The organism is Mucilaginibacter aquariorum (genome assembly GCF_024498135.1).
Taxonomy (GTDB): Bacteria; Bacteroidota; Bacteroidia; order Sphingobacteriales; family Sphingobacteriaceae; genus Mucilaginibacter; species Mucilaginibacter aquariorum.
This window is the reverse complement of record NZ_JANHOH010000010.1, coordinates 77738-102500: the sequence shown is the minus strand read 5'-3', so window position 1 is coordinate 102500 and position 24763 is coordinate 77738. Positions and strand designations below refer to the sequence as shown.

Annotated in this window: 22 protein-coding genes; 7 read left to right on the top strand and 15 right to left on the bottom strand. The window is 43.2% G+C overall.

Features of this window, described 5'->3' with window-relative positions:
• Window positions 1-34 precede the first annotated feature (34 nt).
• Together dnaE and trxA are read left to right on the top strand one after the other, a co-directional pair.
• Window positions 35-3625, top strand: a complete 3591-nt coding sequence (gene dnaE, locus NPE20_RS23210; protein WP_256541097.1) for a DNA polymerase III subunit alpha — start codon at window positions 35-37, stop codon at window positions 3623-3625.
• Between the two features lie 217 nt (window positions 3626-3842).
• The gene (gene trxA, locus NPE20_RS23205) at window positions 3843-4163 is read left to right on the top strand and encodes a thioredoxin (RefSeq protein ID WP_256541096.1); all 321 of its coding nucleotides are present in this window, start codon (window positions 3843-3845) and stop codon (window positions 4161-4163) included.
• Between the two features lie 86 nt (window positions 4164-4249).
• Here trxA and NPE20_RS23200 read toward each other — a convergent pair whose 3' ends face one another.
• From NPE20_RS23200 to NPE20_RS23185, 4 genes are all read right to left on the bottom strand, one after another.
• On the bottom strand, window positions 4250-4813 hold the full coding sequence (locus tag NPE20_RS23200) for a head GIN domain-containing protein (RefSeq protein ID WP_435529217.1): 564 nt from the start codon (window positions 4811-4813) through the stop codon (window positions 4250-4252).
• A 399-nt stretch (window positions 4814-5212) separates the two neighbouring features.
• Window positions 5213-6871 (bottom strand): M1 family metallopeptidase, encoded by a 1659-nt coding sequence (locus NPE20_RS23195; protein ID WP_256541094.1) that lies wholly within the window; start codon window positions 6869-6871, stop codon window positions 5213-5215.
• 2 nt (window positions 6872-6873) lie between these two features.
• A complete protein-coding gene (locus tag NPE20_RS23190; RefSeq protein WP_256541093.1) occupies window positions 6874-7389 on the bottom strand; it encodes a hypothetical protein in 516 nt (171 codons plus the stop codon).
• A 140-nt stretch (window positions 7390-7529) separates the two neighbouring features.
• Window positions 7530-9395 carry a CocE/NonD family hydrolase gene (locus NPE20_RS23185; RefSeq protein ID WP_256541092.1) on the bottom strand — a complete coding sequence of 622 codons (1866 nt, stop codon included), beginning with the start codon at window positions 9393-9395 and terminating at the stop codon, window positions 7530-7532.
• 820 nt (window positions 9396-10215) lie between these two features.
• On the opposite strand from NPE20_RS23185, the gene lpdA reads away from it, so the two are divergent.
• Window positions 10216-11619, top strand: a complete 1404-nt coding sequence (gene lpdA, locus NPE20_RS23180; protein ID WP_256541091.1) for a dihydrolipoyl dehydrogenase — start codon at window positions 10216-10218, stop codon at window positions 11617-11619.
• Between the two features lie 90 nt (window positions 11620-11709).
• The gene (locus NPE20_RS23175) at window positions 11710-12150 is read left to right on the top strand and encodes a sterol desaturase family protein (protein ID WP_256541090.1); all 441 of its coding nucleotides are present in this window, start codon (window positions 11710-11712) and stop codon (window positions 12148-12150) included.
• Here the strand turns inward: NPE20_RS23175 and NPE20_RS23170 are convergent.
• From NPE20_RS23170 to NPE20_RS23160, 3 genes are all read right to left on the bottom strand, one after another.
• Window positions 12140-12562, bottom strand: coding sequence for a putative toxin-antitoxin system toxin component, PIN family (locus NPE20_RS23170; protein WP_256541089.1), 423 nt, complete (start codon window positions 12560-12562; stop codon window positions 12140-12142). The genes NPE20_RS23175 and NPE20_RS23170 overlap by 11 nt on opposite strands.
• A complete protein-coding gene (locus tag NPE20_RS23165; protein WP_256541088.1) occupies window positions 12552-12764 on the bottom strand; it encodes a hypothetical protein in 213 nt (70 codons plus the stop codon). Before NPE20_RS23165 ends, NPE20_RS23170 begins: the two co-directional genes overlap by 11 nt.
• Window positions 12765-12850: 86 nt before the next feature.
• Window positions 12851-13747, bottom strand: coding sequence for a tetratricopeptide repeat protein (locus NPE20_RS23160; protein WP_256541087.1), 897 nt, complete (start codon window positions 13745-13747; stop codon window positions 12851-12853).
• A 99-nt stretch (window positions 13748-13846) separates the two neighbouring features.
• Here NPE20_RS23160 and murB point away from each other — a divergent pair, with 99 nt between their 5' ends.
• Complete coding sequence (murB, locus tag NPE20_RS23155) at window positions 13847-14866, top strand: UDP-N-acetylmuramate dehydrogenase (RefSeq protein ID WP_256541086.1); 1020 nt, start codon at window positions 13847-13849, stop codon at window positions 14864-14866.
• A gap of 269 nt (window positions 14867-15135) precedes the next feature.
• Window positions 15136-15672, top strand: coding sequence for an RNA polymerase sigma factor (locus NPE20_RS23150; protein WP_256541085.1), 537 nt, complete (start codon window positions 15136-15138; stop codon window positions 15670-15672).
• A gap of 179 nt (window positions 15673-15851) precedes the next feature.
• Here NPE20_RS23150 and NPE20_RS23145 read toward each other — a convergent pair whose 3' ends face one another.
• Genes NPE20_RS23145 through NPE20_RS23130 form a run of 4 tightly spaced genes read right to left on the bottom strand, consistent with a single transcriptional unit; the run spans window position 15852 to window position 18197 of the window.
• Entirely contained in the window at window positions 15852-16091 is a 240-nt protein-coding gene (locus NPE20_RS23145) for a cytochrome b5 domain-containing protein (RefSeq protein ID WP_256541084.1), read from the bottom strand.
• Window positions 16088-16771, bottom strand: a complete 684-nt coding sequence (locus tag NPE20_RS27005) for a lycopene cyclase domain-containing protein (RefSeq protein WP_256541083.1) — start codon at window positions 16769-16771, stop codon at window positions 16088-16090. Before NPE20_RS27005 ends, NPE20_RS23145 begins: the two co-directional genes overlap by 4 nt.
• Window positions 16772-17338 carry a hypothetical protein gene (locus NPE20_RS23135; protein WP_256541082.1) on the bottom strand — a complete coding sequence of 189 codons (567 nt, stop codon included), beginning with the start codon at window positions 17336-17338 and terminating at the stop codon, window positions 16772-16774.
• A 25-nt stretch (window positions 17339-17363) separates the two neighbouring features.
• On the bottom strand, window positions 17364-18197 hold the full coding sequence (locus NPE20_RS23130; protein WP_256541081.1) for a phytoene/squalene synthase family protein: 834 nt from the start codon (window positions 18195-18197) through the stop codon (window positions 17364-17366).
• 146 nt (window positions 18198-18343) lie between these two features.
• Here NPE20_RS23130 and crtID point away from each other — a divergent pair, with 146 nt between their 5' ends.
• Window positions 18344-19828: a bifunctional phytoene desaturase/3,4-desaturase gene (gene crtID, locus NPE20_RS23125; protein WP_256541080.1), complete on the top strand. Its 1485-nt coding sequence runs from the start codon at window positions 18344-18346 to the stop codon at window positions 19826-19828.
• Window positions 19829-20171: 343 nt separating this feature from the next.
• Here the strand turns inward: crtID and ilvA are convergent, their stop codons facing one another.
• The 4 genes from ilvA to leuB all read right to left on the bottom strand — a co-directional run bounded on the left by ilvA (window position 20172) and on the right by leuB (window position 24637).
• Window positions 20172-21422, bottom strand: coding sequence for a threonine ammonia-lyase IlvA (gene ilvA / locus NPE20_RS23120; protein ID WP_256541079.1), 1251 nt, complete (start codon window positions 21420-21422; stop codon window positions 20172-20174).
• Between the two features lie 3 nt (window positions 21423-21425).
• Window positions 21426-22592, bottom strand: a complete 1167-nt coding sequence (locus NPE20_RS23115) for a 2-isopropylmalate synthase (protein ID WP_256541078.1) — start codon at window positions 22590-22592, stop codon at window positions 21426-21428.
• Window positions 22593-22724: 132 nt separating this feature from the next.
• Window positions 22725-23483, bottom strand: coding sequence for a class I SAM-dependent methyltransferase (locus NPE20_RS23110; protein ID WP_256541077.1), 759 nt, complete (start codon window positions 23481-23483; stop codon window positions 22725-22727).
• A 77-nt stretch (window positions 23484-23560) separates the two neighbouring features.
• Complete coding sequence (leuB, locus tag NPE20_RS23105) at window positions 23561-24637, bottom strand: 3-isopropylmalate dehydrogenase (protein ID WP_256541076.1); 1077 nt, start codon at window positions 24635-24637, stop codon at window positions 23561-23563.
• Window positions 24638-24763: the final 126 nt, after the last annotated feature.

Genomic DNA, 24763 nt, shown 5'->3' with positions numbered 1-24763 from the left:
TTGTAATCCACGATACAGCAGACAGAGATTAGATATGCCCAATTTTTCGCACTTACACGTACATACCCAATTTTCCTTACTTGATGGTGCCGCCGATATATCAAAACTATATAAAAAGGCAGCAGCAGACGGGATGAAAGCCCTGGCCATTACCGACCACGGGAACATGTTTGGTGCGTTTAAGTTTGTGGCCGAAGCGGGTAAACATAATGTGAAACCTATTGTAGGCTGCGAGTTTTACGTGGTTGATGACAGGCATAAAAAACAGTTTACTAAAGAGCATAAAGATAAGCGTTACCACCAGCTAATGCTTGCTAAAAATGCCGAAGGATACAAAAATCTGATAAAGCTTTGTTCTTTAGGTTATATAGAAGGCCTTTATAGTAAATGGCCACGTATTGATAAAGAGCTTATCTTAAAATATCATAAGGGAATTATAGCAACTACCTGTTGCCTGGGTGCATCGGTACCGCAAGCTATTTTAAGGGATGGTGAAGCTGCCGCCGAAATTGAATTTAAATGGTGGCTTGATCTTTTTGGTGAGGATTTCTATATAGAAATGCAGCGCCACGATATCCCCGAGCAAAACATAGTTAATGCTGTGTTGATGAAGTTTGCCAAAAAGTATAACGTAAAAGTTATCTGCTCAAACGATTCGCACTATGTAGACCAGCAGGACTCTAACGCGCACGATATTTTACTTTGCGTAAATACCGGCGATTTGCAAAGTACCCCAATAGCTACCGACGAAGAAGGTGGCAAGGGGTATCGTTTCGGTTTTACTAACGATCAGTTTTATTTTAAAACGCAGGAAGAAATGGGCAAACTGTTCCATGATATTCCCGAGTCGTTAGATAACACGCAGGAGATAGTTGATAAGGTAGATGTATTAAAGCTAAAGCGGGATATTCTGCTGCCTAACTACGTTATCCCGCCTGAGTTTAAGATCCACAGCGAAAGTACACCCGACTCAGACACCCTTAACCAATGGGAGTATCTGAAGCACCTTACTTTTATGGGTGCTAAAGAGCGTTATAAAGATATTAGCCCCGAGGCTGAAGAACGTATCAATTTTGAGCTGTTCACCATTCGTACCATGGGTTTTGCCGGATACTTCCTCATCGTGGCCGACTTCATTAGGGCCGGCCGGGATATGGGTGTATTTATTGGCCCTGGCCGTGGTTCGGCAGCAGGATCGGTGGTAGCCTATTGTACAGGTATCACCAATATCGACCCGCTGAAGTACAACCTCCTGTTTGAGCGTTTCCTTAACCCGGACAGGAAAAGCATGCCCGATATTGATACGGACTTTGATGATGCGGGCCGCCAAAAGGTTATTGACTATGTGGTTGATAAATATGGAAAAAACCAGGTAGCACAGATCATTACTTATGGCTCCATGGCTGCCCGTACCAGTATCCAGGATGTGGGCAGGGTATTGGATATGCCATTATCTGATGTGAACGCGCTGAAAAAACTGGTGCCCGAAACATTAGGTATCAACTTAAAAACAGCTATTGAGCAAGTACCCGAACTGCAAACCATTTACAAATCAACCGATCTTAAAGGTATTGTGCTTCGCGAGGCCGAAAAGCTGGAAGGTTCGGTTCGTAATACGGGTGTGCATGCTGCGGGTATCATTATTGCCCCTTATGACCTTACGGACATTGTCCCGGTGGCCACAGCAAAAGACTCTGACCTGTTAGTTACCCAGTATGACGGACGTGTTATTGAAGATGCCGGTGTAATTAAGATGGACTTTTTGGGATTGAAAACCCTTACCATTATTAAGGACGCGCTTAGGCTGATCAAACAGAACCACAACGTACATATTGATATAGATTATATCCCGCTGGATGATGTGCAAACATATGAGCTTTATCAGCGTGGCGATACCAACGGTACATTCCAGTTTGAAAGTGACGGGATGCAGATGTACCTGCGCGATCTGAAACCGGATAAGTTTGAGGATCTAATAGCCATGAACGCCCTGTACCGCCCGGGCCCAATAGAGTATATACCTAACTTTATTAAGCGTAAGCACGGGCTGGAACCTATTGTGTTCGACCTTGCCGATATGGAGGAATACCTGGGTGAAACTTATGGTATCACCGTATATCAGGAGCAGGTGATGCTTTTGTCGCAAAAATTGGCGGGCTTTAGTAAAGGCGACGCCGACGTTTTACGTAAGGCAATGGGTAAAAAGCAGATTGAGGTACTTAACAAAATGGAAGCCCAGTTTATGGACGGGGCTATTGCCAAAGGCCACCCCAAAGATAAGCTTACCAAAATTTGGAACGACTGGAAGGCATTTGCCCAATACGCGTTCAATAAATCGCACTCTACCTGTTATGCTTTTGTGGCGTACCAAACAGCCTATTTAAAAGCGCATTACCCGGCAGAATATATGGCGGCGGTTTTAAACAACCAAAATAACATGGAGAAGATCACCTTCTTTATGGAAGAATGCCGCCGTATGGGTGTACAGGTGTTAGGGCCGGATATTAACGAGAGCGATATGGCCTTCACCGCCAATATAAAAGGAGTGATCCGTTTCGGGCTTACGGGTGTAAAAGGTGTTGGTGAAAAGGCGGTTGAAAGTATTATTGAAGAGCGCCTGGAACGTGGCCCCTATAAAAGCGTTTACGATTTTGCCCAACGGTCAAACACCCGTTCGGTTAACCGCAAATCATACGAGAACCTGGTTTATGGTGGTGCCTTTGATGGGTTTGGGCTAAACCGCGCGCAATTCTTCGCCAAAACAGAAAATGGTATCTTAAGCGGGGTTGAACGCCTTATAAAATATGGTAACGATTATCAAAACACCCAAAGCAGCTCGCAGTCATCATTATTTGGTGGTTCGGTAGCATCTTATATCCCGGAACCGGCAATGCCCGAGGCAGAAGAATGGCCACTGATAGAAAAGCTGAAATACGAGAAGGATGTAATTGGTATATACTTAACCGGGCACCCGCTTGATAATTTTAAGCTGGAGATGGATAAATACTGTAATACCACCATCACCGAATTAAAGAATATCCAAAAAGCCAGATCGGGCGAGGGTGGGGAAGAAGTGATGGAGAACCTGGCAACCCTGCGTAAACGCGGCGAGATCTGTATTGGCGGCCTGGTTGCAAATGTTCAGCATAAAACTACTAAAATGGGTAAGCCGTTTGGTACGTTCATCCTGGAAGATTACAATGAATCGTACGAGTTTGCTTTTTTTGGGGAGGATTATGTGAAATTCCGTAACATGATGGTTGATGGGTATTTCCTGCATATCAAGGGTAATATCGAAGAAAAATTCCGTCAGAAAGATAACTGGGACCTGCGGGTAACTGTTATGAGCCTGCTATCCGAAATGCGGGATAAACTCACCAAATCCCTAACCGTTTGTCTGGATGTAAAAGCCTTAAACAACCAGCTATTGGATGATTTGATGCAAGTAATAAACACTAACAACGAAAAGTACCCGGCTAAAAGCTGCCAGCTTAAGTTTAAGATACGCGATGGGGAAGAGGCTATGTATGTAGATCTGCTTTCCAAATCGCACAAGGTAAGCCCAAGCGACGAATTGATGGCTGATATATTTAATTTGACTAACGCGCCGGCGGTGCTGTTGTAGGTAGTCATAAAGCATATAATTTCGAAGGTTGGTGTCCTCACCAACCTTTTTTATTTAACGTTTTCCACAAGAAATCTGCGTTGCTCCGTTCAAAATATAGTTGCTTCTGTCATATCTTAATATGTTGATAATATAATTGTCACATTGTCATGCCCCTACTTGTGGCAAGCTATTTGAATAGTATATATTTGTATAACATTATTTAAAAATAGAAATCATGGCTTTAGAAATAACTGATGCAAACTTTGATGAACTTGTATTAAAATCAGATAAACCGGTACTTATAGATTTTTGGGCAGAGTGGTGTGGTCCTTGTCGTATGGTAGGCCCTGTTGTTGAAGAACTTGCTAAAGAATACGATGGCAAAGCCGTTGTAGGTAAAGTAAACGTAGATAACAATCCAGGTATATCAATGAAATATGGCATCCGTAATATCCCTGCCTTATTGTACTTTAAAGGCGGCGAAATTGTTGACAAACAAATTGGCGCTGTACCAAAATCAGTACTTGCAGATAAACTTGCTAAGCAATTAGCATAACATCATATATAAATAAAAAGGCCTCCGATAATGTTATCGGAGGCCTTTTTTGTGGACAAGAACGTCCTTTGTAGTCCTTAAATGAGTTACATTCTGCTTACGCTGCCGCTTCCTGCTTTTGAGCTGGAAACATTTTTGGCAGCACCAGTGTAATGCACATCTCCCGAACCTACAACCGAGGCGTCAATTTTTTCGGCCGCGTTTACCTTTGCATCGCCAGAGCCGGCAACTTTAACCTGGGTATTTGTGGTAGCTAAATTTTGGCCGGTAAAATCACCAGAGCCAACTACGCTAACACTCGAGTTTTCTGCACGGCCTGATAAGGTAATATCACCAGAGCCACCTATGCTGCTTTCTAAAGTTTTAACGTCAACTTTACCGCTGATATCACCAGAGCCGGTTAATTTTATTTTTAAGGAAGGGGCTTTTAAACCATCCTTAAAATTAACATCGCCAGAACCGGCAAGGCTAACCGCATTCACATTTTTGATAGATACGTAAACGATCATTTTTTTCTTGCCGCTCCAGTTCCAGTTGGTGCCATCTTTAGTATAAATCTTTAAAACACCGCCCTGTACTTCGGTAACAATACGGTCGATAATATCTGAAGGTGCGTCTACCTTTACAGACTCGGTTGAACCCTGGGTAATATATACATCGTACGAACCGGCAACGCTAACCGCGTTAAAGCCAGTAAGGTGACGGTCTTGCGTATCTGCTTTGGCAAAGCTTGTGGCTGCTACCATTAGGCCAGCCATTAAAAGTGTTTTTAGTGTTCTCATGGGGTTATTTTTAGTGTTTGTTTAGGTATTAGACGCACCTTGTAAAGGGTTAGTTGCACTAAAAAGAAAATAAAAAGCAAACAAATAACTCCCTGGCATCCTGAGCCTGTCGAAGGATGGTGCCGAGGGCCTGCCCGCTATGGTTCGACAAGCTCACCATGACATCGCACGCCTCATCTGAAATAGTAGCGATAGTGAAGGATCTATCGGCTACATGCAAGTCGGCGAATAGATGCTTCACTATCGTTCAGCATGACAAATGAGAATTTAATCTATCAACACCCCTATATAATAATTAAAGGTATCTACCTCGATATTATCTTTAGTGGCGCCATTGATGTTAAGCGGGGTAAAACGTGTTTTTGGGGTAATAAACTGGTATTCGCCACCTTTGAGGCGTACTTTTACCGGCATATTAAACGCATGTTCATCTGCGATCCACCTTACCATTAATTTACCACCTATGGTCATAAATTCGAGCGTAGGGATGTTGGCATGCCTTAAATACTGATCGAATACAGGGGTAAGGTTTTTGCCGCTTTGCTCGTTGATGTAACCTACAACCTGCTCGTAGGTAACGGTTTGATGATAGAATGTTTTGTTTAACCCGCGAAGGATACCGCGCCATTTTTCATCATCATTAATTATGGTACGGACCATGTTCAGCAGGTTACCACCCTTTGGATACATATCGCCCGAACCCTCTTTATTTACATTATACGGGCCAATGATAGGGCCGTCGTTTTGGATACCCAGGCGGGTGCCATGCACATATTCCTGCCCGGCTTGTTTGCCCCAGTTATCCTCAATAAATAACGATTCGCTGTAGTTGGTGAAGCTTTCGTGGATCCACATATCAGCCAGGTCTTTTGAGGTAATGTTGTTGGCAAACCATTCGTGGCCGCTTTCGTGTACTACAATAAAATCCCATTTTAAACCCCAGCCGGTGCCAGACAGGTCGCGGCCTAAGTAGCCGTTTTGGTAATGGTTGCCATAGGCAGTACCGCTTTGGTGTTCCATGCCTAAATGATGGGTTTCTACCAGCTTATAACCATCCTCGTAAAAAGGGTAGGGGCCAAACCAGTGTTCAAAAGCTTTTAGCATAGGTTTGGTGTTTGCACCCCAATGCTTTTTGGCTTTCTCCAGGTTATAGCTTAGTGGCCAAAAGTCGAGCGTTAGTTTGCCTTTTTCGCCCATGTAGGTATCGCTGTAATGTACATAATCGCCAATGTTGGCTTCAATGTTATAATTGTTGATAGGGTTGGCTACAAACCAATCGAACCGGGTATAACCGTCCTTTAATTTGGTAACCTTACGCAGGCGGCCATTACTTACATCTTTTAAGCCATTGGGTACGCTTATGCTGATCAACGCGCTATCTACCTCATCGGCCTGGTGATCTTTTGTTGGCCACCATACGCTGGCGCCCATGCCCTGGCAGGCGGTTGATACCCATTTATGGCCAAGCGAATCAACATTGTATTCAACACCACCATCCCATGGCGCACGTTTGGCAATGGTAGGGTTACCTGAGTAAAACACGGTAAACTCATCTTTGCTGCCGTTTTTAATGGTCTGAGGGAAGGTTACAAATACCGCGTTAAACTCGCGGGTATAAGGCACTTCTTTACCTTTATAAACCACCTTCTCAACTTTCAGGTTCGAAAACAGATCGAACTGCAGTTTGGTGAAATCCTGCGTAGCGGTGTACTTAAAAAGCACATTGCCGCTAATAAATTTGTTATCGATATCAAACTTCACATCCAGGTGATAGTAATTGATATCGTAACAGGTACGCAAAGGGGTAAGCATCCCCCGCAAGGTATCGGCACGGGTAAAGGTTTCTTTATTGGTGCCAAGCTGGGCGTGGGCCGTGGCATTAGCAAGCAGTAAAAGAGATAAGGCTATCAGTGATTTAACTTTCATTGTTAATTTGATTTGGCTTTGCGATGCCGGGTGTATTTGCTAAAAACGTTTATGTATTGCGTGTCGAATGCAACTCTTGTTATAGACGGATAATCAATTGAAGACGAACAATCGTCAAAGTATCCTGCAGCGTCGAAGTAGTTAAGATAGATATATTTTTTACCGATCTTTTCTATTGGCCCTATCGTAAATTCATAGACTTTAGATGCTTCACACTCTACTATTACATTCAACTCTTTTTCTTGCAGCGAAGTGAATAATGTTTTCCAATTTTTAATGTTCACCGTGTAATTTATCCCAACTTTCTCAAATTCGTTTTCCCATTTCATCATTTTATCAAAATACCTATCACTTTTATTAAAGCGTATTTTTTTGATCTGAGCTATAGGAATAACTGTATAACCATCTACAATGAAATCCTCTGTTTCATGTAATAAGAGTAGTTCATCAGAAAAATCGAGGATATAGCCATTACTTGTTTCAGAAGTATCTTTTGAGACCTGCCGAAATATTTTCACTCTTTGATTTTTCTCTTTATGAGACTTTATTTTATCAATCATGCGGCTATAGAATTATGGGCAAGATACAAAATGCAAAGACGTTAAGAAGCAGATTTAACATTGCGTCTTAGCGTCTTTGCGAGAGGAAAACTAATCTCTTACTTTAACACCTCCACATCAATAAAGCTGTCGTTAAATACGGTGTGGGTTGCTTTTTGGTAATCGCTTTCATTGGCTTTGTATGGGTTTTCTACAAATTTTTGCGGGTTACGCGCATACAGCGGGAACGATGTGCTTTGTACCTGTATCATAATGCGGTGTCCTTTTTTAAAGGTATGCAATACATCCTGCAGGTGAAAGTTTACATCTGTTTTCTGGTTAGCTACCATCGGTACAGCTTTCTCAAACCCATCACGGAAACGTGCCGGCATGATCTGCGAACGTACCATTTGCTGATAGTTGCTCAGGATGATGTTCTTGTTTGGCATGTAAGGGGTGTTTTGCTCATCCGGCGGGTAAACATCTATCAGTTTCACAATCCAATCGGCATCAGTACCGGTGGTAGCCACTTTAAGGTTGGCCATTATTTCGCCGCCCAGGGTAACATCATCTGTTAAAACATCTGTCTGGAAAACCAACACATCTGTACGGCGACCGGCAAAGCGCTGATCTTCGCTCATATAGTTATGCGGCGTAAAGCCCATAGTGGTGGTGTTGTCTTCGGTATAAGGAACCGGTTTCATCGGGTCGCTTATAAAGCTGGTACCCGCCTCTGCTGCCGGTTGGGTAGCTGCCAGTTTACCATCGTTACTTAAGTAGAATTTTTGATGCGTAGCACTTGCCGCAGGCCATTTATCAAATGTTTCCCATTCTTTTTTACCGGTGTTGTACATGTACGCTTCGGGCAGGCCGGAGTTTTTGTCGCCATTACCTTTAAGGAAGTGGTTAAAGAATTTTTGCTCGATACTTTTTTGATAAAAAGTAGCAATGCTATCGCCAAAGTAAATATTGCTGTGCATGGTGTGCCCTGTTTCGCGCGACCACCTTCCATGCCCAAACGGACCCATTACAATGGTGTTATAGGCATTAGGGTCTTTCTTCTCGATAGTTTTGTAAATAGCCAGCGGGCCTGTTAAGTCTTCGGCATCAAACCAGCCGCCAACCAGCATCACCGCAGGTTTTACTTTGTTGTAGTGTTTCAGCAAGCCACGTTTTTGCCAAAACTCGTCGTAGTTTGGGTGGTTAACCGTTTCCTGCCAAAAAAAGTTGTCCTTGTAATATTTGTCGGCATTTTTCAACGGACCAAGGTCAAGTAAAAACTGGTAGCCATCGCGGGTACCGGCATTTATAATTTGATTGTTGTACCATGCTTTAGCTGTGGTATCTTTCTTTTGCACGCCAAACACCGGGAAGGTGAAAAAGTAACTTTGGATGAAAGCGCCATTATGGTGGAAATCGTCAAAGAAGAAATCGGATATGGGTGCCTGCGGCGATGAAGCCTTAAGCGCAGGGTGGTTGCTCAGGATACCGGCAGCGGTATAAAAGCCCGGATAGCTGATACCCCATTGGCCAACCTTACCATTATTTCCGGTTGCGTTTTTAATTAACCAATCAATGGTATCGTAAGTATCAGAACCCTCATCAACATCGGTTTTGCTTTTTTTATTATCAATAACCGGGGTCATGTTAGTCCAGGTGCCTTCGCTTTTGTATCGGCCGCGTACATCCTGGTAAACAAAAATATAGCCTTCCTGCATCATGTATTTAGAGGGGCCCAGGTTATTGGGGTATTTTGTTTCGCCGTATGGGGCAATGCTGTAGCAGGTACGCTGCATCATTATAGGGTACTTATTTGTTTTGGATGCATCGTTTGGCGTGTAGATAGAGGTAAATAGTTTTACCCCATCGCGCATGGTGATGTAAACATCTTTTTTGGTGTAATGCTCTTTAACGTATGCACTTTGAGCAAACAGCATACTACAGCTTACAGACATTAAAATTAATAATGCGGAGAGTTTTTTCATGATGATCAGTAATTAGTATGGCGTAATTTACTAAGTATATTATAAATATGCGAAACGTGATAAGAGTGTTACAATGGGATGGATAAATTAAAGGATATTGACCAATGAGTTCACCGAATTTATTTCGGCATCTCTTATGCTTGGTGTGCGCTAAACATTCGCCGCTCACCGCCGCGGAGGCTCCTTCTTTTCTCTTGATAGAAAAGAAGCAAGACTTAGCGCAGCGATCTCATGAACGTAGTGAATAACTCAAGTCGGCAAAAAGGCTTCTTTGCCACGCCTGGCCTTTGCCCTGCAAACCGGGCAGAACCACGGGCTGGAATCTTTTGCCCCACTGCGTTCGCTCTTGCCCCTCGCTTCAGCAAAATTTCCTATGCCCTTGCCACGCTCAGGGCCACCATCGTTCTGCCCATTTTCGCCCGAAGCTGTTTTGCCGACGGGGGGGGAAAGAAAGAACCCTGTCAGTCTACCGTCGGTTCTTTTAGTTTGTCATCCTGAGCGAGAGCGAAGGACCTATTAGCGAACTTTGCCTATCGGCGATTAGATGCTTCCCTACGTTCAGCATGACAAAGGGGCATTCCGCGTTAGGGATAAAAGCGGATACCGGCCTGTGGCTAATGCCTGTGCGCGTATGAGCGGATAGCCCGGGCCGCAGGCAACGCCCATGTTAGTGAATAGAGGTTAGTTAGAAAACTAAAAACAAACAATCAAATAAAACATTCCCTTCTAATCTCCCTTTGTCACCCACCTAACATTTAATAAATTACCTATTTATAAGCCTGTAAACATTCCTTAACTTTGCCCACCAAAATACACTACTATGCAATATGATGTTATCGTTATAGGTTCGGGTCCGGGTGGCTATGTGGCTGCAATACGTTGCGCCCAGCTGGGATTAAAAACCGCAATTGTTGAAAAATATAACACCCTTGGCGGTACTTGCCTTAATGTGGGTTGTATCCCTTCAAAAGCATTGCTGGATTCGTCTGAACATTACCATAACGCTGCCCACGCCTTCGCTACTCACGGTATTAAATTGGATAACCTGGGTATTGATTTTGGGCAAATGATAAAACGTAAACAGGAAGTTGTTGATGCCAATACCAGTGGCATCACTTACCTGATGAAGAAAAATAAGATCGACGTACACACCGGTGTAGGGTCATTTAAAGATAAAAACACGGTTATTGTAACTAAGGCTGATGGTACCGCTACCGAGATTACTTCAAAGAACGTGATCATTGCTACAGGTTCGAAACCATCAAGCCTGCCTTTCCTGAAGATAGATAAGAAACGCATCATTACCTCTACCGAAGCTTTAACCTTAACCGAAATACCAAAACACCTTATTTTAATTGGTGGCGGTGTTATTGGTTTGGAGCTGGGATCTGTTTACGCGCGTTTGGGTGCCAAAGTATCTGTAATTGAATATATGGATGGCATTATCCCTACTATGGATAAGGGCCTTGGCCGCGAGCTGCAAAAGGTATTGAAGAAACTGGGTATGGAGTTTTACCTGGGCCATAAGGTTACCGGTGCTACTGCCAAAGGCAAAGAGGTTACCGTAACTTTTGATAATCCTAAAGGCGAAAAACAAGAGCTTAAAGGCGACTACTGTATGGTAGCTGTTGGGCGCATAGCTTACACTGATGGTTTAGGCCTTGATAAAATAGGTATTACCGTTGAAGAGCGTGGCCGTAAGATCACCGTTGACGAGCATCTGGAAACCAGTGTTAAGGGTGTGTACGCCATTGGCGACGTAATTAAAGGTGCCATGCTTGCCCACAAGGCAGAAGATGAAGGCACTTTTGTAGCCGAACTGATTGCCGGACAAAAACCGCACATTAATTATAACCTGATACCGGGTGTTGTTTATACCTGGCCGGAAGTTGCCGCTGTTGGTTATACCGAGGAGCAATTGAAAGAGGCGGGTACAAAATATAAAACAGGTTCATTTCCGTTCAAAGCAAGTGGCCGTGCCCGTGCAAGCGGCGACCTTGATGGTTTTGTGAAAGTACTGGCTGATGCTACTACCGACGAAATTTTAGGTGTACACATGATTGGTCCGCGTGCTGCGGATATGATAGCCGAGGCGGTTATAGCTATGGAATTCCGTGCATCTGCAGAGGACGTAACCCGTGCCAGCCACGCCCACCCAACCTATACCGAAGCCATGCGCGAAGCGTGTTTAGCCGCTACGGAGAACAGGCCGATACATATTTAATTTACGATTGTAGAATTACGATTTTAGATTTATCAAAAGCAGAAACAAACCCAATTGTTTCTGCTTTTATATTTTATAGAGGACGGTTACATGCAGATATTGATCAACATAGGTATTGTACTAATCACCATCGCTTTGATGGAAGCACTATCCTGGGCTATGCATAAATATTTGTTTCATGGGCCACTGTGGTTTATACATAAAACGCACCATCAGCAACGCCACGGTTTGTTCGAACTAAATGATCTGTTCAGTATTGGTTTTGCCGCGCTGGCCCTCTGGCTGATGTGGGCAGGGCATATCACCTTAGATTACCGCTTTTGGATAGGTACGGGCATCAGTATATACGGTACTATCTATTTTATCTTTCACGATTGGTTTATTCATAACAGATTTAAGGCATTTAAAAGTAATAACCGCTATTTGTCGGGCATCCGTAGGGCACATAAGATTCACCATAAATCAACCGAGAAAAATCCTTCGGAAGAGTTTGGGTTGCTGGTGGTAGGAAAGAAGTGGTTTAAGGGGTAGTAATTTCTTTAAAGAAATCTGAAATAGTAATGATCTTGGTGTGCCCTTGTGGATTTAATACTAATAGATCACTATCACCTGTCAATAAATAATCTGCATTCCCGTCTACAGCTAATGAAAGCAGGAAGTTATCTTTCTCATCACGGCAGATTGTAATGTTTGCTGTGACATCTACAAATTCAGCATAATCATCAATAACTTTTGTTAACGCAATTACATCTGTTTCTGAAAAGTATTTTTTGAATTTTGGGCGCTGTGTTACTTCAATAAATTCAGATAGTGATTCTTTACTAAACACTAATACAATCTGGCCTGAAAAAAGAAGTGAACCTAAAGTAGAATAGTCTTTTTTAATTAAAAAACTTACCCAAAGATTGGTGTCCAATATAACACGAACAGGTTTATTTTGCATAACGTTTTGCACGTACTGCTTCTACCTCTTTTGTTATTTCATCAAGTGATGGAGCGGAATCACTGTTAGCGCGCAACTTATTCAATAAGCCTTCAAAGCTGTTTTTAGGACTATCCTGAATAGCGATCAGGTTCATGTCGGCTAAATCATTTAATAATTTTAGAGCTTTGGGATTTATAATGTTGATTTTTAGCGTGTCCATATACAAATATAACGAAACATGGAATAACAAACAATCGTATGAATAGTTGATTATTGGTGGTGGGGAAGAAGTGGTTTAAAAGGTAATTATTTCTTTAATTGATTTATCTTTTCTGTTGCCACCTTCTTATTCTCCTCATCACCATATTTAATTACAAGCTCGTAATATTTTATTGCATTAGGTTTATCATTAAGTAAGCTATATGAATAGGCTATATTGTTTAATACAATGTAATCCTGAGGGTTAAGTTTTTCGGCCTTTAAAAGTGGTGGTAGTGCATTCTTATAATCGTTGTTGACAATATAACTGATAGCCAGGTTTGAAAGGCTTTCAATATGGTCTGGATGATACTTTAAAATGGTTTGAGCAATGCTTTTGATATTATTCATGTATTGGTCGCCTTCGTTAAACATCTGTACGACATATTCCTGTATAGTAGCGAGCATGAACTTTTTGGAATCGTCCAATGGTTTGCCATCTGTCCAAGCCCATTTTAAGTTGATGGTTTCACCATAATTAACCGCGTTTATAATCTCCTGAGTGAACAATTTGTAATTTTTGATCCGGCCGAGTATGTATACTTTTCCAAATCGCATATCCAATCTATCCGGGTATTTGCTTATTCCGGTATCTATATAATTAAAGCCCTTATTAATTAAAGTTTCGTTATACCTATTTGTAGTGCCCAAATAGGCGGCCGTTTTGTTGTCCTTATCTTTTATTTCAAAACCATCGGCACTTCTTTTATCTGTTGTGAGGCTTAGTACTGGCTTTAAACCTTCCTGTGCATAAAAATTATATGCATAAACATAAAATTCAGGGTCGTTTGGAGCGGCTTTGCGCCATTGATTAAGTAAGCTAAGCGTGGAATCAGAGTTTCCTTTCGGGAAGGTTTCTTTAAACCTGTTTTTAAAATCCTGTGCCGAAGTAGCATTTAATAGGCAAGATGATAGAAATGTGATGAGTAATAATTTAGGTTTCATGGGGTGCAAATTTTAACTGAATATAGTTAATTGACTTTTCAAAACTACTGCATCCCAATAATATTTCCGAAATTCGCCCCATTCCAAAATAACGCCCCCATGCTGCAAATACAGGAAAACGTATCGCTTAAAAAATTTAACACGTTTGGTATTGATGCCAATGCCCGCTATTTCGCCGAAATAAGTCATGAGGACGAGCTGGTAGAACTATTTGCCGACCCGCAATGGATGAACATGAACCGCCTTGTACTTGGCGGCGGCAGTAATATGCTGCTGGTGAAAGATTTTGAAGGCCTGGTTATTCGTCTCAATATTCGTGGTATAGAACACCGCATTAGCCACGATGACGTATTTGTTGAAGTTGGCGCCGGCGAGGTTTGGAATGGCCTGGTGAACTTTTGTGTAGATCGCAATTATGGAGGCATAGAAAACCTGAGCCTTATCCCCGGCTCGGTTGGTGCATCGCCCATACAAAACATAGGCGCCTACGGGGTAGAGCTGAAAGATGTATTTGAGAGTTGCCGTGCGTTTGAAATAGCCACCGGTACCTTCTGCACGTTCACTAAAGCCGATTGCAAGTTTGGTTACCGCGAAAGCGTATTTAAAACCGAACTGGCCGGGCAGTATATTATTGTATCGGTAAAGTTCCACCTTTCGCTTAAGCCAAACATCAATTTAAAGTACGGCGCCATAGAACAGGAGCTGGCTAACCGCGGCATCACACAACCCACTATTGAAGATGTATCTGAGGTGGTATCCTACATCCGGGTATCTAAATTGCCCGACCCATCTACCATTGGCAACGCGGGTAGCTTCTTCAAAAACCCCGTGATAAGTGCAGAGCAATTTGAACCATTGCAGCAGAATTTCCCTGATATAGTGAATTACCCCACGGCCGATGGACAGGTAAAACTGGCTGCAGGCTGGCTAATTGAGCAATGCGGATGGAAGGGAAAAACCGTTGGAAACACCGGCACATGGAAGAACCAGGCACTGGTTTTAGTGAACCATGGCGGCGCAACGGGCGAAGAAGTGTACAGTCTTTCGTCGCAAATCATAGACAGTGTGTACACTAAATTTGGCGTTATGCTACAACGCGAGGTAAATATTATAAGTTAATTATCTTAATTATAACTTTAAATTTACAATTTACTCATCTACAGTAGGTTAAACAATAATTGTTTAACTTTTTTTATTACGCTTTACTTTATTGCTAAAAATCTAATTAAAATATTAAGTTGCTTGTTTTCAGTAACTTACATTGCTATGGCTATTTTTTAGCCTAATTTGCTGTGGCTTGTATGCTGTTACAGTCAATCATTCAACTTCACGTGCTTTTCACTATTGGTATTATGTTTGCCTAATACTCAATACAAAACATTAACAGAATGACAAAGATTGAGTTTAACACCCTTGTACTACGTCAGGCGACTTCGCTAAGGTCTTATGCCTTACATTTCACCCACGACGCAGATGATGCTAACGACCTTGTTCAGGATACAATGTTGAAAGCCATAACTTACTACAATAAGTTTAAAGAAGGCACTAATTTAAAAGGATGGTTATACACCATCATGAAAAATACCTTCATCAATAACTATCGCCGTTTTGTTAAAATGAGCACTTTTGTTACCAAAAGCGACGAGATATCTTCTCCGAACCTGGTATTTAGTTCTACCAAAAACCAGGGTGAAGCTAAGTTTGTGATGGATGATATTAAAAGAGCTTTAGATAGATTACCTGCAGACTATTACGTGCCTTTTACCATGTACTTTGAAGGCCATAAATACCATGAAATTGCCGACCATTTAACTATACCTATTGGTACTGTTAAAACCCGTATCCACGTAGCGCGCAAATTGCTTAAAAAGAATTTGAAAGCTTATGATAATGGAGTTGCAAGACCTATCTACGCCGAATACTAATAACAAACTCAAACATATATAGAACCTGCCTTCGGGCGGGTTTTTTTGTGGGGTGAAATTCCTTCTGTCATCCTGAGCGGTAGCGAAGGATCTAATAGCGAACTTTGCATATCGAAATTGCATGGCGGCGAATAGATGCTTCACATACGTTCAGCATGACAAGTAGCTTTTATGGGCATTTAGGCTATTCGTCCCACCGCCGTAAACTTCTCAAACACGGTTTCGGTATGTGGTGCATCCGGCAGTTCGTCGGTAAGGTCCTGGCCGGCCCAGTGTTCGTAGTGCTTGCCGTTGCGCCAAAGGCGGCTTTCGGTTACATCGTATATAATACCCTTGTAAGCTACCCATATCTGTGGTTTATCCTGCCCGTTACGTAAGGCCAGTTGCGATTTGGTATATAGCGGCAATTCTGGTGTCATACAGCAAGCTTTTTACGGTTCTTAAAATATTCAAAAAAGCCAACATTCATCAGTAGTAAGGCCATACTGTAAAAATGATCTTCGAAAGGGATGGTGCCAGCCCTTATGCCCATATTTTGCGCATTGTTGTAAAGCACAATTGGCCAGGCTGTTAAAATACCATTCACGATATAGAAAGGAATTAACGAGACAATAAATGCCATATAAAACCGGTTGAGCCATTTTACTTTAAAATAATACATTAACAGTACCAATAAAACCGCAAGCAGACCAAAAGTTACCGCTGTATATAACCGGGTATAGTTAAGTGCCAGCAGGGCTATGGATAAGCCGACAAGCAAGTTGGATACCATCCTTGTTATGATAATGCCTGGCTGCCACTTAACGTAATAATTTAAACAGGCATAAATAAAGATGCAGGCAAAGGGCACGGTTAAAAAGAATAGGATCTCCTCTAAAGGCAAGCCAATAAATTTTATGCCGATGATATACTTATCATTGAACGACCATACTCCGTGGATGGTAAACAGCACATCCCAAAACAAAAATAGCAAGCCTGTTATAGCCATGCCCGGCCAAATAAACTTCCAGCTTTTAGCAAAGGCCACACGCTTATCAAACGATAATAAAACCGGGAAAATAATGGTTAATACGTTGATAATAAGGTAGCTGTATTTCACTTATAATGATGCTAAATGTTGTGATAGTTTGCCGTGCTCGGCAGGGGTGCAACGTTTAGAATCGAGCAGGAAGTTGATAATTGTTTTAACCAGGGCAGCATCTGCCGATGAATAATGTTTCCGGTCGAGTTGTGTAATAATTTCTTCCCTATCGGCAACAAGGTTTTTTGTATATCCTAAAAAGCCCGGCACATTATGCTCTACCGAAAATCGCATAAAACGGATCTCTATATTATGCGGGTCGCCCGTTACAGCGGTCTTAAATGTCTTTTCGGCATTATTAAGGTACTTTATCTTAAAGTACGGGTTCCAGGTATGTTTGGCTTTTAAGGCCTCCAACGTAGCCATATAACCGTTAATAAGCGCCGTGCGGTTTTTTATAGCACCCAGATTACGATAAAGCGAATCGGTGATTTTACCACTATTTATAGCGCTTACCAGCAACTTACGTATAACATGCAGGTTGGGTTCAGTTATATCGTCGCGTACCGTTGCATTACCCTGGTTAACCGGGGCAAATAACAGCAGGGTGGCAGTTATCAATATATATTTTAGCTTAAAAAGCATCGGCATTTATTAAGTACGGGTTATTTTAAATTACATTCAGTTTTTGATGCAGCATTGCCTTAAAGTACAAGCCAAGCTTCTGCGTATCAGAAACCCTTATCCTTTTTTGTATTATGGTATGGGCAGATGTAGTGCTTATTTTTTTAAATAACTGTAGGTAATAAATATAAGCTACATAAACACCCAGCCTGCTGCCCTTAGGTAATTGCTTTATCCCATCCAGCGCATCATCAAAATCCTTTTTAATATCATTTTCTATCAGTTGTTTATCCGCTTCGGTAAAATTACCAAAATCTACCTGAGGGAAATACGTGCGTCCCCTGTCTTCATAGTCAGACTTAATATCCCGCAGAAAGTTTATTTTTTGAAATGCCGACCCCAGGCTGCGGGCTTTGGGGACTAACGTATCGTATAACGCCGGATTGTTTTCACAAAATATACGCAGGCACATCAAACCAACAACCTCGGCCGAGCCATAGATGTACGTTTTGTAACCATCATCGTCGTAAGCGGTTTTATCCAGGTCCATTTTCATAGAGGTAAGGAAAGCGTCTATCAACTCCTTTTCGATATGATATTGGTTAACTACCTGCTGAAAAGATTGCAGCACCGGATTGGTGCTTATGCCGCGGTCTATCGCTTTAAAAGTTTCTTCTTTAAAGTCGTCTATTAGTTGGCGCTGATCGTGTTCGTAAAAGGTATCAACAATTTCATCCGCGTAGCGCACAAAACCGTAAATAGCATAAACCGGGTATCTAAAACGTTTATCGAACGCCTTAATACCCGTACTAAAAGAAGTACTGTATTTATTGGTAATAAGCTTACTGCATTCAAAGCACGTTTGGTTAAACAGGTCCATTACCCAAAAGTACAAAATGAATGCCGCATTGTTTTAAAGCTCGCTCTAAATCTCCCCCGATAGGGGAGACTTTTTTAAGCCCCTCTCCCTCGGAGAGGGGTTTGGGGTGAGGCTTAATTACAACTATTTGTTTAATTTGGCAGGACATGGGGATTGATAAACACATTATTGTGATTGGTGCAGGTTTTGCCGGGCTGGCTTCGGCCTGTGTATTGGCAAAAGCGGGTTATAAAGTTACTGTGTTGGAAAAGAACGACCAGCCGGGCGGCCGCGCGCGGGTTTGGGAAAAGGACGGTTTTAAATTTGATATGGGGCCAAGCTGGTACTGGATGCCAGATGTTTTCGAGAATTTTTTCGCCCTGTTCGATAAAAAGCCATCTGATTTTTATGACTTGAAACGCCTTGATCCCGGTTACCGTGTTTATTATGGCAAGGATGATGTGCTGGATGTACCCGCCAGCATAGCCGAACTGGAAAAACTATTCGACGAGATAGAACCCGGTAGTAGTGCAGGCCTTCGGAAGTTTTTGGAACAGGCTGCTTACAAATACAAAGTAGGCATGGGCGAGTATGTTTTTCGTCCGTCGCATTCTATTACCGAGTTTATTGATTTTAACCTGATCCGCAAGAGTTTTAGCATGCAACTGCTTACCAGCATGAGCAGCCATGTGCGCCAATATTTTAAAAATCCAAAGCTGATAAAGCTACTGGAGTTCCCGGTATTATTTCTGGGTGCTACCCCGCAGGATACACCCGCCATGTACAGCATGATGAACCACGCCGACCTTGCCCTTGGTACCTGGTACCCAATGGGGGGGATGAACGAGATAGTAAAAGCTATGGTAAGCGTTGCCGAAAGCTATGGGGTTGAGATCCGCCTGAATACAGAAGTAACTAAAATTGATGTTACCGATGGACATGCAAAAACCATCCAAAACAGCAATGGTACCTACAATGCCGACTTTGTAATTGCCGGTGCAGATTATGAACGTACCGACCAGTATCTTTTAGATAAGCCTGATAGAAATTACACCGAAAAATATTGGGATACTCGTACCATGTCGCCATCCAGCCTGTTGTTTTACATCGGCACAAACAAGAAGGTAGAGGGCATCCAACACCATAACTTATTTTTTGATGAGGATTTTGAGCTGCATGCCAAAGAGATCTACAAAAAACCACAATGGCCAACAAAACCGCTGTTTTATGTTTGCTGTACCTCAAAAACCGACCCGGATGCAGCCCCTGAAGGCGGAGAGAACCTATTCTTCCTGATGCCCATTGCGCCCGGTTTAGATGACGACGATGCCACCCGCGAAAGGTATTTTGATGTGATGATGGATAGGTTTGAGAACATCACCGGCCAAAGTATCCGTGATAGTATCGTGGTAAAACGAAGCTATGCCCTAAAAGATTTTAAAGCCGATTATCATTCCTTTAAAGGTAATGCATATGGCTTAGCTAACACTCTTGCCCAAACCGCATTTTTTAAACCCAGTATGCGTGCCAAGCATATAAAAAATTTGCTGTTTACCGGTCAGTTAACCGTTCCAGGGCCGGGTGTGCCGCCCGCGCTGATATCCGGGCAGATTGCAGCGGTAGAGGCGATGAAGATATTGGAGGGGAAATAGAAGAAATAACCAATTCCCTCCCTTGGGAGGGTAATAGCCCATCATATGACAGAGGAGTTATTGAGCAGCTTAATTCCCTCCTTGGGGAGGGGCGCATAGGGATGTGAAGTGGCAGGGAGGGGTTTATTCGCCCTGCTTTACGCCGAAACCCCTCCCTACACCCTCCCGTTGGGAGGGAATCGCACAGGCCTTCGCTTTTACTCTGTAATAAAGAAGCCGCTCAGCATTTGCTGAGCGGCTTCTTTCAATATTGTCATGCTGAACTTGTTTCAGCATCTCTCGGGACCGGTAGTCGCTTTGCATGTGGGATGCCGAAATAAATTCGGCATGACGGCATAGTTTATTACACCAAATACTCAAACAAAGTTTGGTCCCTATTCAGTTCTATTACTTCAAAACGGTGCTCTGCCATGCGTTCTAACAGGGCAGGGTAGTCCTCCGCGTTTTTTAGTTCGATACCTACCAATGCGGGGCCGTTCTCTTTTGAGTTTTTCTTGATGAACTCGAAACGGGTAATATCATCGCCAGGGCCTAATACGTTATTCACAAACAACTTTAAAGCACCCGGGCGTTGCGGGAAACGAACGATGAAGTAATGTTTCAATCCTTCATACAGTAAAGATTTCTCTTTGATCTCCTGCATGCGGTCGATATCATTATTACCACCGCTGATCACGCAAACCACCGTTTTACCTTTGATCTGCTCGCGGCAGGCATCCAACGCGGTAACCGATAAGGCACCTGCAGGCTCAACCACAATGGCGTCTTCATTATAAAGTTTTAGTATGGTAGTACAAACCTTTCCTTCCGGAACGGTAAGCATATCATCCAATATCTCGCGGCAAATAGCGAAGGTTTTATCACCCACACGTTTTACTGCTGCGCCATCAACAAAGCGGTCAATGTCCGTTAAAGCGGTGTTCTCACCGTTAGTGATGGAAGTAAGCATAGAAGGCGCACCCTCCGGCTCGACACCGATAAGGGTTATGTTAGGCAGCTTTTGTTTTAGATAAGTACCCATACCGGCAGCCAAACCACCACCACCAATGGGCATAATAGCCACATCAATGTTCGGCAGGTCCTGCAGTACCTCTACGCCAACAGTTCCCTGGCCTTCAATGGTACGGTAATCATCAAACGGCGGGATAAACTCTACATCGTGCTCTTTGGTATAGATCAAAGCTTCGCGCAGGCAATCGTCAAAAGTATCGCCGGTTAAAACCAGTTCCACATTGCCGTTACCAAACATTTCTGTTTGTTTAACCTTTTGTTTAGGGGTAATCTCGGGCATATAAATAATGCCTTTAATGCCCTTCTTTTTGCAGGAATAGGCTACGCCCTGCGCATGGTTGCCCGCGCTGGCGCATACTACACCCTTATCTAATTGCTCCTGACTTAGCTGTGCTATCAGGTTATAGGCGCCTCTTAACTTGTAAGACCGTACTATCTGCAGGTCTTCGCGTTTTAAATATATTTTGCATTCGTATTTTGCAGACAGGCGCTCGTTATACTCCAGCGGGGTATGTTTTACCACGTCTTTAAGCCGTTCGTAGGCCGCGTCAAAATCCAAATGCACTTCCGTTGCTGTATCCATCACTTAGTTCTTTACCAACCTGTAGGCCATTAAGGCTTGCAGATCATCATCATTTATATCCAGCTTAGCATCGGCAAGCGTTAAAAAGCGTTTATACGCCTCATAAAGCTCATCTTTATCCAGCTTGTGTCCAAGTCTTTCCAAATGGAATTTAAGGGCGTGGCGACCACTGCGTGCAGTTAAAACAATACTTGCACTTGGGAAACCCACATCCTCCGGACGAATAATTTCATAGTTCTCGCGGTTCTTTAAGAAACCATCCTGGTGTATGCCCGAGCTATGCGCGAATGCATTGCTGCCCACAATAGCTTTGTTTGGCTGCACCGGCATACGCATCTGGCTGCTTATCATACGGCTCATTTCGTAGAAATTTTTGCTGTTTACGTTGGTATGCAAACCAAGCACCGCATGCGTTTTCAGGATCATCACCACTTCCTCGATAGAGGTATTACCCGCACGCTCACCAATACCGTTAATGGTACCTTCTATCTGGCGGGCGCCGTTTTGTAAACCGGCTATAGAGTTTGCAGTAGCCAGGCCAAGGTCGTTATGGCAATGTACCGATATAATGGCCTTATCAATGTTCTTAACGTTCTCTTTAAGATATTTGATCTTGCTGCCGTATTGATCGGGCAGGCAATAGCCGTTGGTATCCGGGATGTTTACAACAGTTGCACCTGCGGCGATAACTGCCTCAACCATTTGGGCTAAAAAGGCCACATCGGCACGGCCTGCATCTTCGGCATAAAACTCAATATCCTCAACAGATTTCTTGGCGTATTTAACTGCTTCAACAGCGCGCTCTAAAATTTCCTCGCGGGTGCTGTTAAATTTGTGTTTGATGTGCTGATCTGACGAGCCAATACCCGTATGGATCCTCGGGCGTTTCGCATATTTTAATGATTCTACGGCTACGTCAATATCGGTTTTATTGGCACGGGTAAGCGCGCAAACTATAGGCTCATTTACTGCCTTTGATATCTCAACAACGCTCATAAAATCGCCCGGACTTGACACCGGGAAACCAGCTTCTATAACATCCACGCCCAGCGCTTCCAGCTCGCGGGCTATATCGATCTTTTCAGGGGTTGTCAGCTGGCAGCCCGGTACCTGTTCGCCGTCGCGAAGCGTGGTATCAAAAACATAAACGCGGTTAGGGTCGTGTAACATAATTCTTAGATTTGAGATGTTAGATGTGAGATTTTAGACTCGCACCTGCCATCGGTTAATTCAATTTTTAATTCTTTTTTATTTAGTGAAAATGAAGATCAGACATGTGTCTCACGTCTCACATCTCAATACTCATATCTCTTTAACAGCTATAAATCTTAATCTTTTATAATCTGCATACCATTGCCCGTTCTCGTTATATTCGGGTTCAAGTAGTGCGGTAACTTCTTCCAGCATTTGCTGTTTTTCTTCCTTCGGGATGCCAACAAGGTATAATGGGGCAAACATGGTTATCCATTTAGCCACACCCTGGTCACCATCCTGCAGCGGTGTTTTACGGTCGAAATGCGTGGCGAAGGTTACCCTGAAGCCATGCTTTTCTAAACGACTTGCATACTCAGCAAGCGATGGGAAATACCATACCTGCGTTTTAGCCTGTTTGTGATAGCCACGCTGCTCTAACACTTGTTTGGTAGCTGCTATCAGTTTGCCTACGTTGCCTTTGCCGCCCATTTCGGCAACAAAACGGCCGCCGGGTTTAAGGCTTTTGTAAACGCTGTCCATCATACCATCCTGGTTTTTTACCCAGTGTAAAGCGGCGTTAGAAAATACAGCATCGTACTTACCGGCTTCATCAAAATTGCCTGCATCGGCAACCTCAAACGTAACTTCGGGATAGCTTGCTTTGGCCTGCGCTATCATTTCGGGCGAGTAATCTGTGCCTTTTACAATAGCACCCGCATTTTGAATTTGCTGGGTTAAATAACCGGTACCGCAACCAATATCCAGGATATGTTCGCCCGGTTTGGCATCCAACGTTTCCAGCACATTTTCACCAAACTGGTAAACAAATGCGTGCTTTTGGTCATATAATTCAGCATTCCATTTCATGTTAGTTCATTTGTTCAATGGTTCATTAGTTCATTGGTAGCTTATTTGCACATCTGCATATTCGCACATCTGCACATTTACAAGTATTCCAACACCTTTTGCCCCATGGCTTTTGTGCCTAATATTTTGCTCTTGTCTGTGTTTGCATCGGCAATATCGCCGGTGCGGTAACCATCTTTTAAAGTTTTATCTATGGCTGATGTTATCTTTTTAGCTTCATCTTTTAGCCCGAAGCTGATCTCCAGCATTAAGGCTACCGATAGGATAGAGGCCAGCGGATTGGCTTTGTCCTGCCCTGCAATATCATGCGCCGAACCATGGATAGGTTCAAAGAAACCGGTACCATCGCCAATTGATGCTGATGCCAGCATACCCATGGAGCCTGCTATCTGTGATGCTTCATCGGTAAGGATATCACCAAAAAGGTTGGCGGTTAATACCACATCAAACTTTTTAGGGTTTTTAACCAGTTGCATAGCGGCGTTGTCGATGAACATGTGCTCGGTTTCAACATCCGGGTATTGTTTGGCCAATTCCTGTACTACCTCGCGCCACAGGCGTGATGATTCCAGTACGTTTGCCTTATCTACCGAGCATAATCTTTTACCACGTACCCGGGCAGCTTCAAATGCTTTTGTAGCAATACGTTCCACTTCGTAACGGTGATAGATCATCAGGTCGGACGCAGTATTGCGGTCTTCACTGCGTTTCTTCTCACCGAAGTAAACATCACCCGTCAATTCGCGGAAGAACAGGATATCTGTTCCTTTCAGGATCTCAGGTTTCAGGCTTGATGCATCCAGCAGCTCATCAAAAAGCATAATAGGGCGCAGGTTGGCATACAAACCAAGTTCCTTGCGGATCTTTAGCAAACCCTGCTCAGGCCTAACCTTTGCAGATGGGTCGTTATCGTATTTAATATGGCCGATGGCACCAAACAGGATGGCATCACTGGCCTTTGCTTTGGCTAAAGTTTCATCTGGCAGCGGCTCGCCTGTAGCTTCAATTCCGGCGTGGCCCATAAGGGCTTCGTCGAAAGTGAATTCGTGGCCAAAATCGGCGCCGATTTTTTCTAATACGGCTTTACCCCAGGTGGTAACCTCGGGGCCTATGCCATCACCGGGTATTACTAATATGTGTTTTTTAACTCCCATAAATCTTTTCCGTCATTGCGAGGTACGAAGCAATCTCTTTAAAGCCTCACCCTGCCCTCTCCAAAGGAGAGGGTTTAATTTTTTCAAGTCCTCTCCTTTGGAGAGGATTTAGGTGAGGCTATTTGC

Coding starts and splice junctions, on each gene's coding strand:
- dnaE (WP_256541097.1), top strand. CDS start 35: ATGCCCAATTTTTCGCACTTACACGTACATACCCAATTTTCCTTACTT.
- trxA (WP_256541096.1), top strand. CDS start 3,843: ATGGCTTTAGAAATAACTGATGCAAACTTTGATGAACTTGTATTAAAA.
- NPE20_RS23195 (WP_256541094.1), bottom strand. CDS start 6,871: ATGAAAGTTAAATCACTGATAGCCTTATCTCTTTTACTGCTTGCTAAT.
- NPE20_RS23185 (WP_256541092.1), bottom strand. CDS start 9,395: ATGAAAAAACTCTCCGCATTATTAATTTTAATGTCTGTAAGCTGTAGT.
- lpdA (WP_256541091.1), top strand. CDS start 10,216: ATGCAATATGATGTTATCGTTATAGGTTCGGGTCCGGGTGGCTATGTG.
- NPE20_RS23175 (WP_256541090.1), top strand. CDS start 11,710: ATGCAGATATTGATCAACATAGGTATTGTACTAATCACCATCGCTTTG.
- NPE20_RS23170 (WP_256541089.1), bottom strand. CDS start 12,562: ATGCAAAATAAACCTGTTCGTGTTATATTGGACACCAATCTTTGGGTA.
- NPE20_RS23165 (WP_256541088.1), bottom strand. CDS start 12,764: ATGGACACGCTAAAAATCAACATTATAAATCCCAAAGCTCTAAAATTA.
- NPE20_RS23160 (WP_256541087.1), bottom strand. CDS start 13,747: ATGAAACCTAAATTATTACTCATCACATTTCTATCATCTTGCCTATTA.
- murB (WP_256541086.1), top strand. CDS start 13,847: ATGCTGCAAATACAGGAAAACGTATCGCTTAAAAAATTTAACACGTTT.
- NPE20_RS23150 (WP_256541085.1), top strand. CDS start 15,136: ATGACAAAGATTGAGTTTAACACCCTTGTACTACGTCAGGCGACTTCG.
- NPE20_RS23145 (WP_256541084.1), bottom strand. CDS start 16,091: ATGACACCAGAATTGCCGCTATATACCAAATCGCAACTGGCCTTACGT.
- NPE20_RS23135 (WP_256541082.1), bottom strand. CDS start 17,338: ATGCTTTTTAAGCTAAAATATATATTGATAACTGCCACCCTGCTGTTA.
- NPE20_RS23130 (WP_256541081.1), bottom strand. CDS start 18,197: ATGGACCTGTTTAACCAAACGTGCTTTGAATGCAGTAAGCTTATTACC.
- crtID (WP_256541080.1), top strand. CDS start 18,344: ATGGGGATTGATAAACACATTATTGTGATTGGTGCAGGTTTTGCCGGG.
- ilvA (WP_256541079.1), bottom strand. CDS start 21,422: ATGGATACAGCAACGGAAGTGCATTTGGATTTTGACGCGGCCTACGAA.
- NPE20_RS23115 (WP_256541078.1), bottom strand. CDS start 22,592: ATGTTACACGACCCTAACCGCGTTTATGTTTTTGATACCACGCTTCGC.
- NPE20_RS23110 (WP_256541077.1), bottom strand. CDS start 23,483: ATGAAATGGAATGCTGAATTATATGACCAAAAGCACGCATTTGTTTAC.
- leuB (WP_256541076.1), bottom strand. CDS start 24,637: ATGGGAGTTAAAAAACACATATTAGTAATACCCGGTGATGGCATAGGC.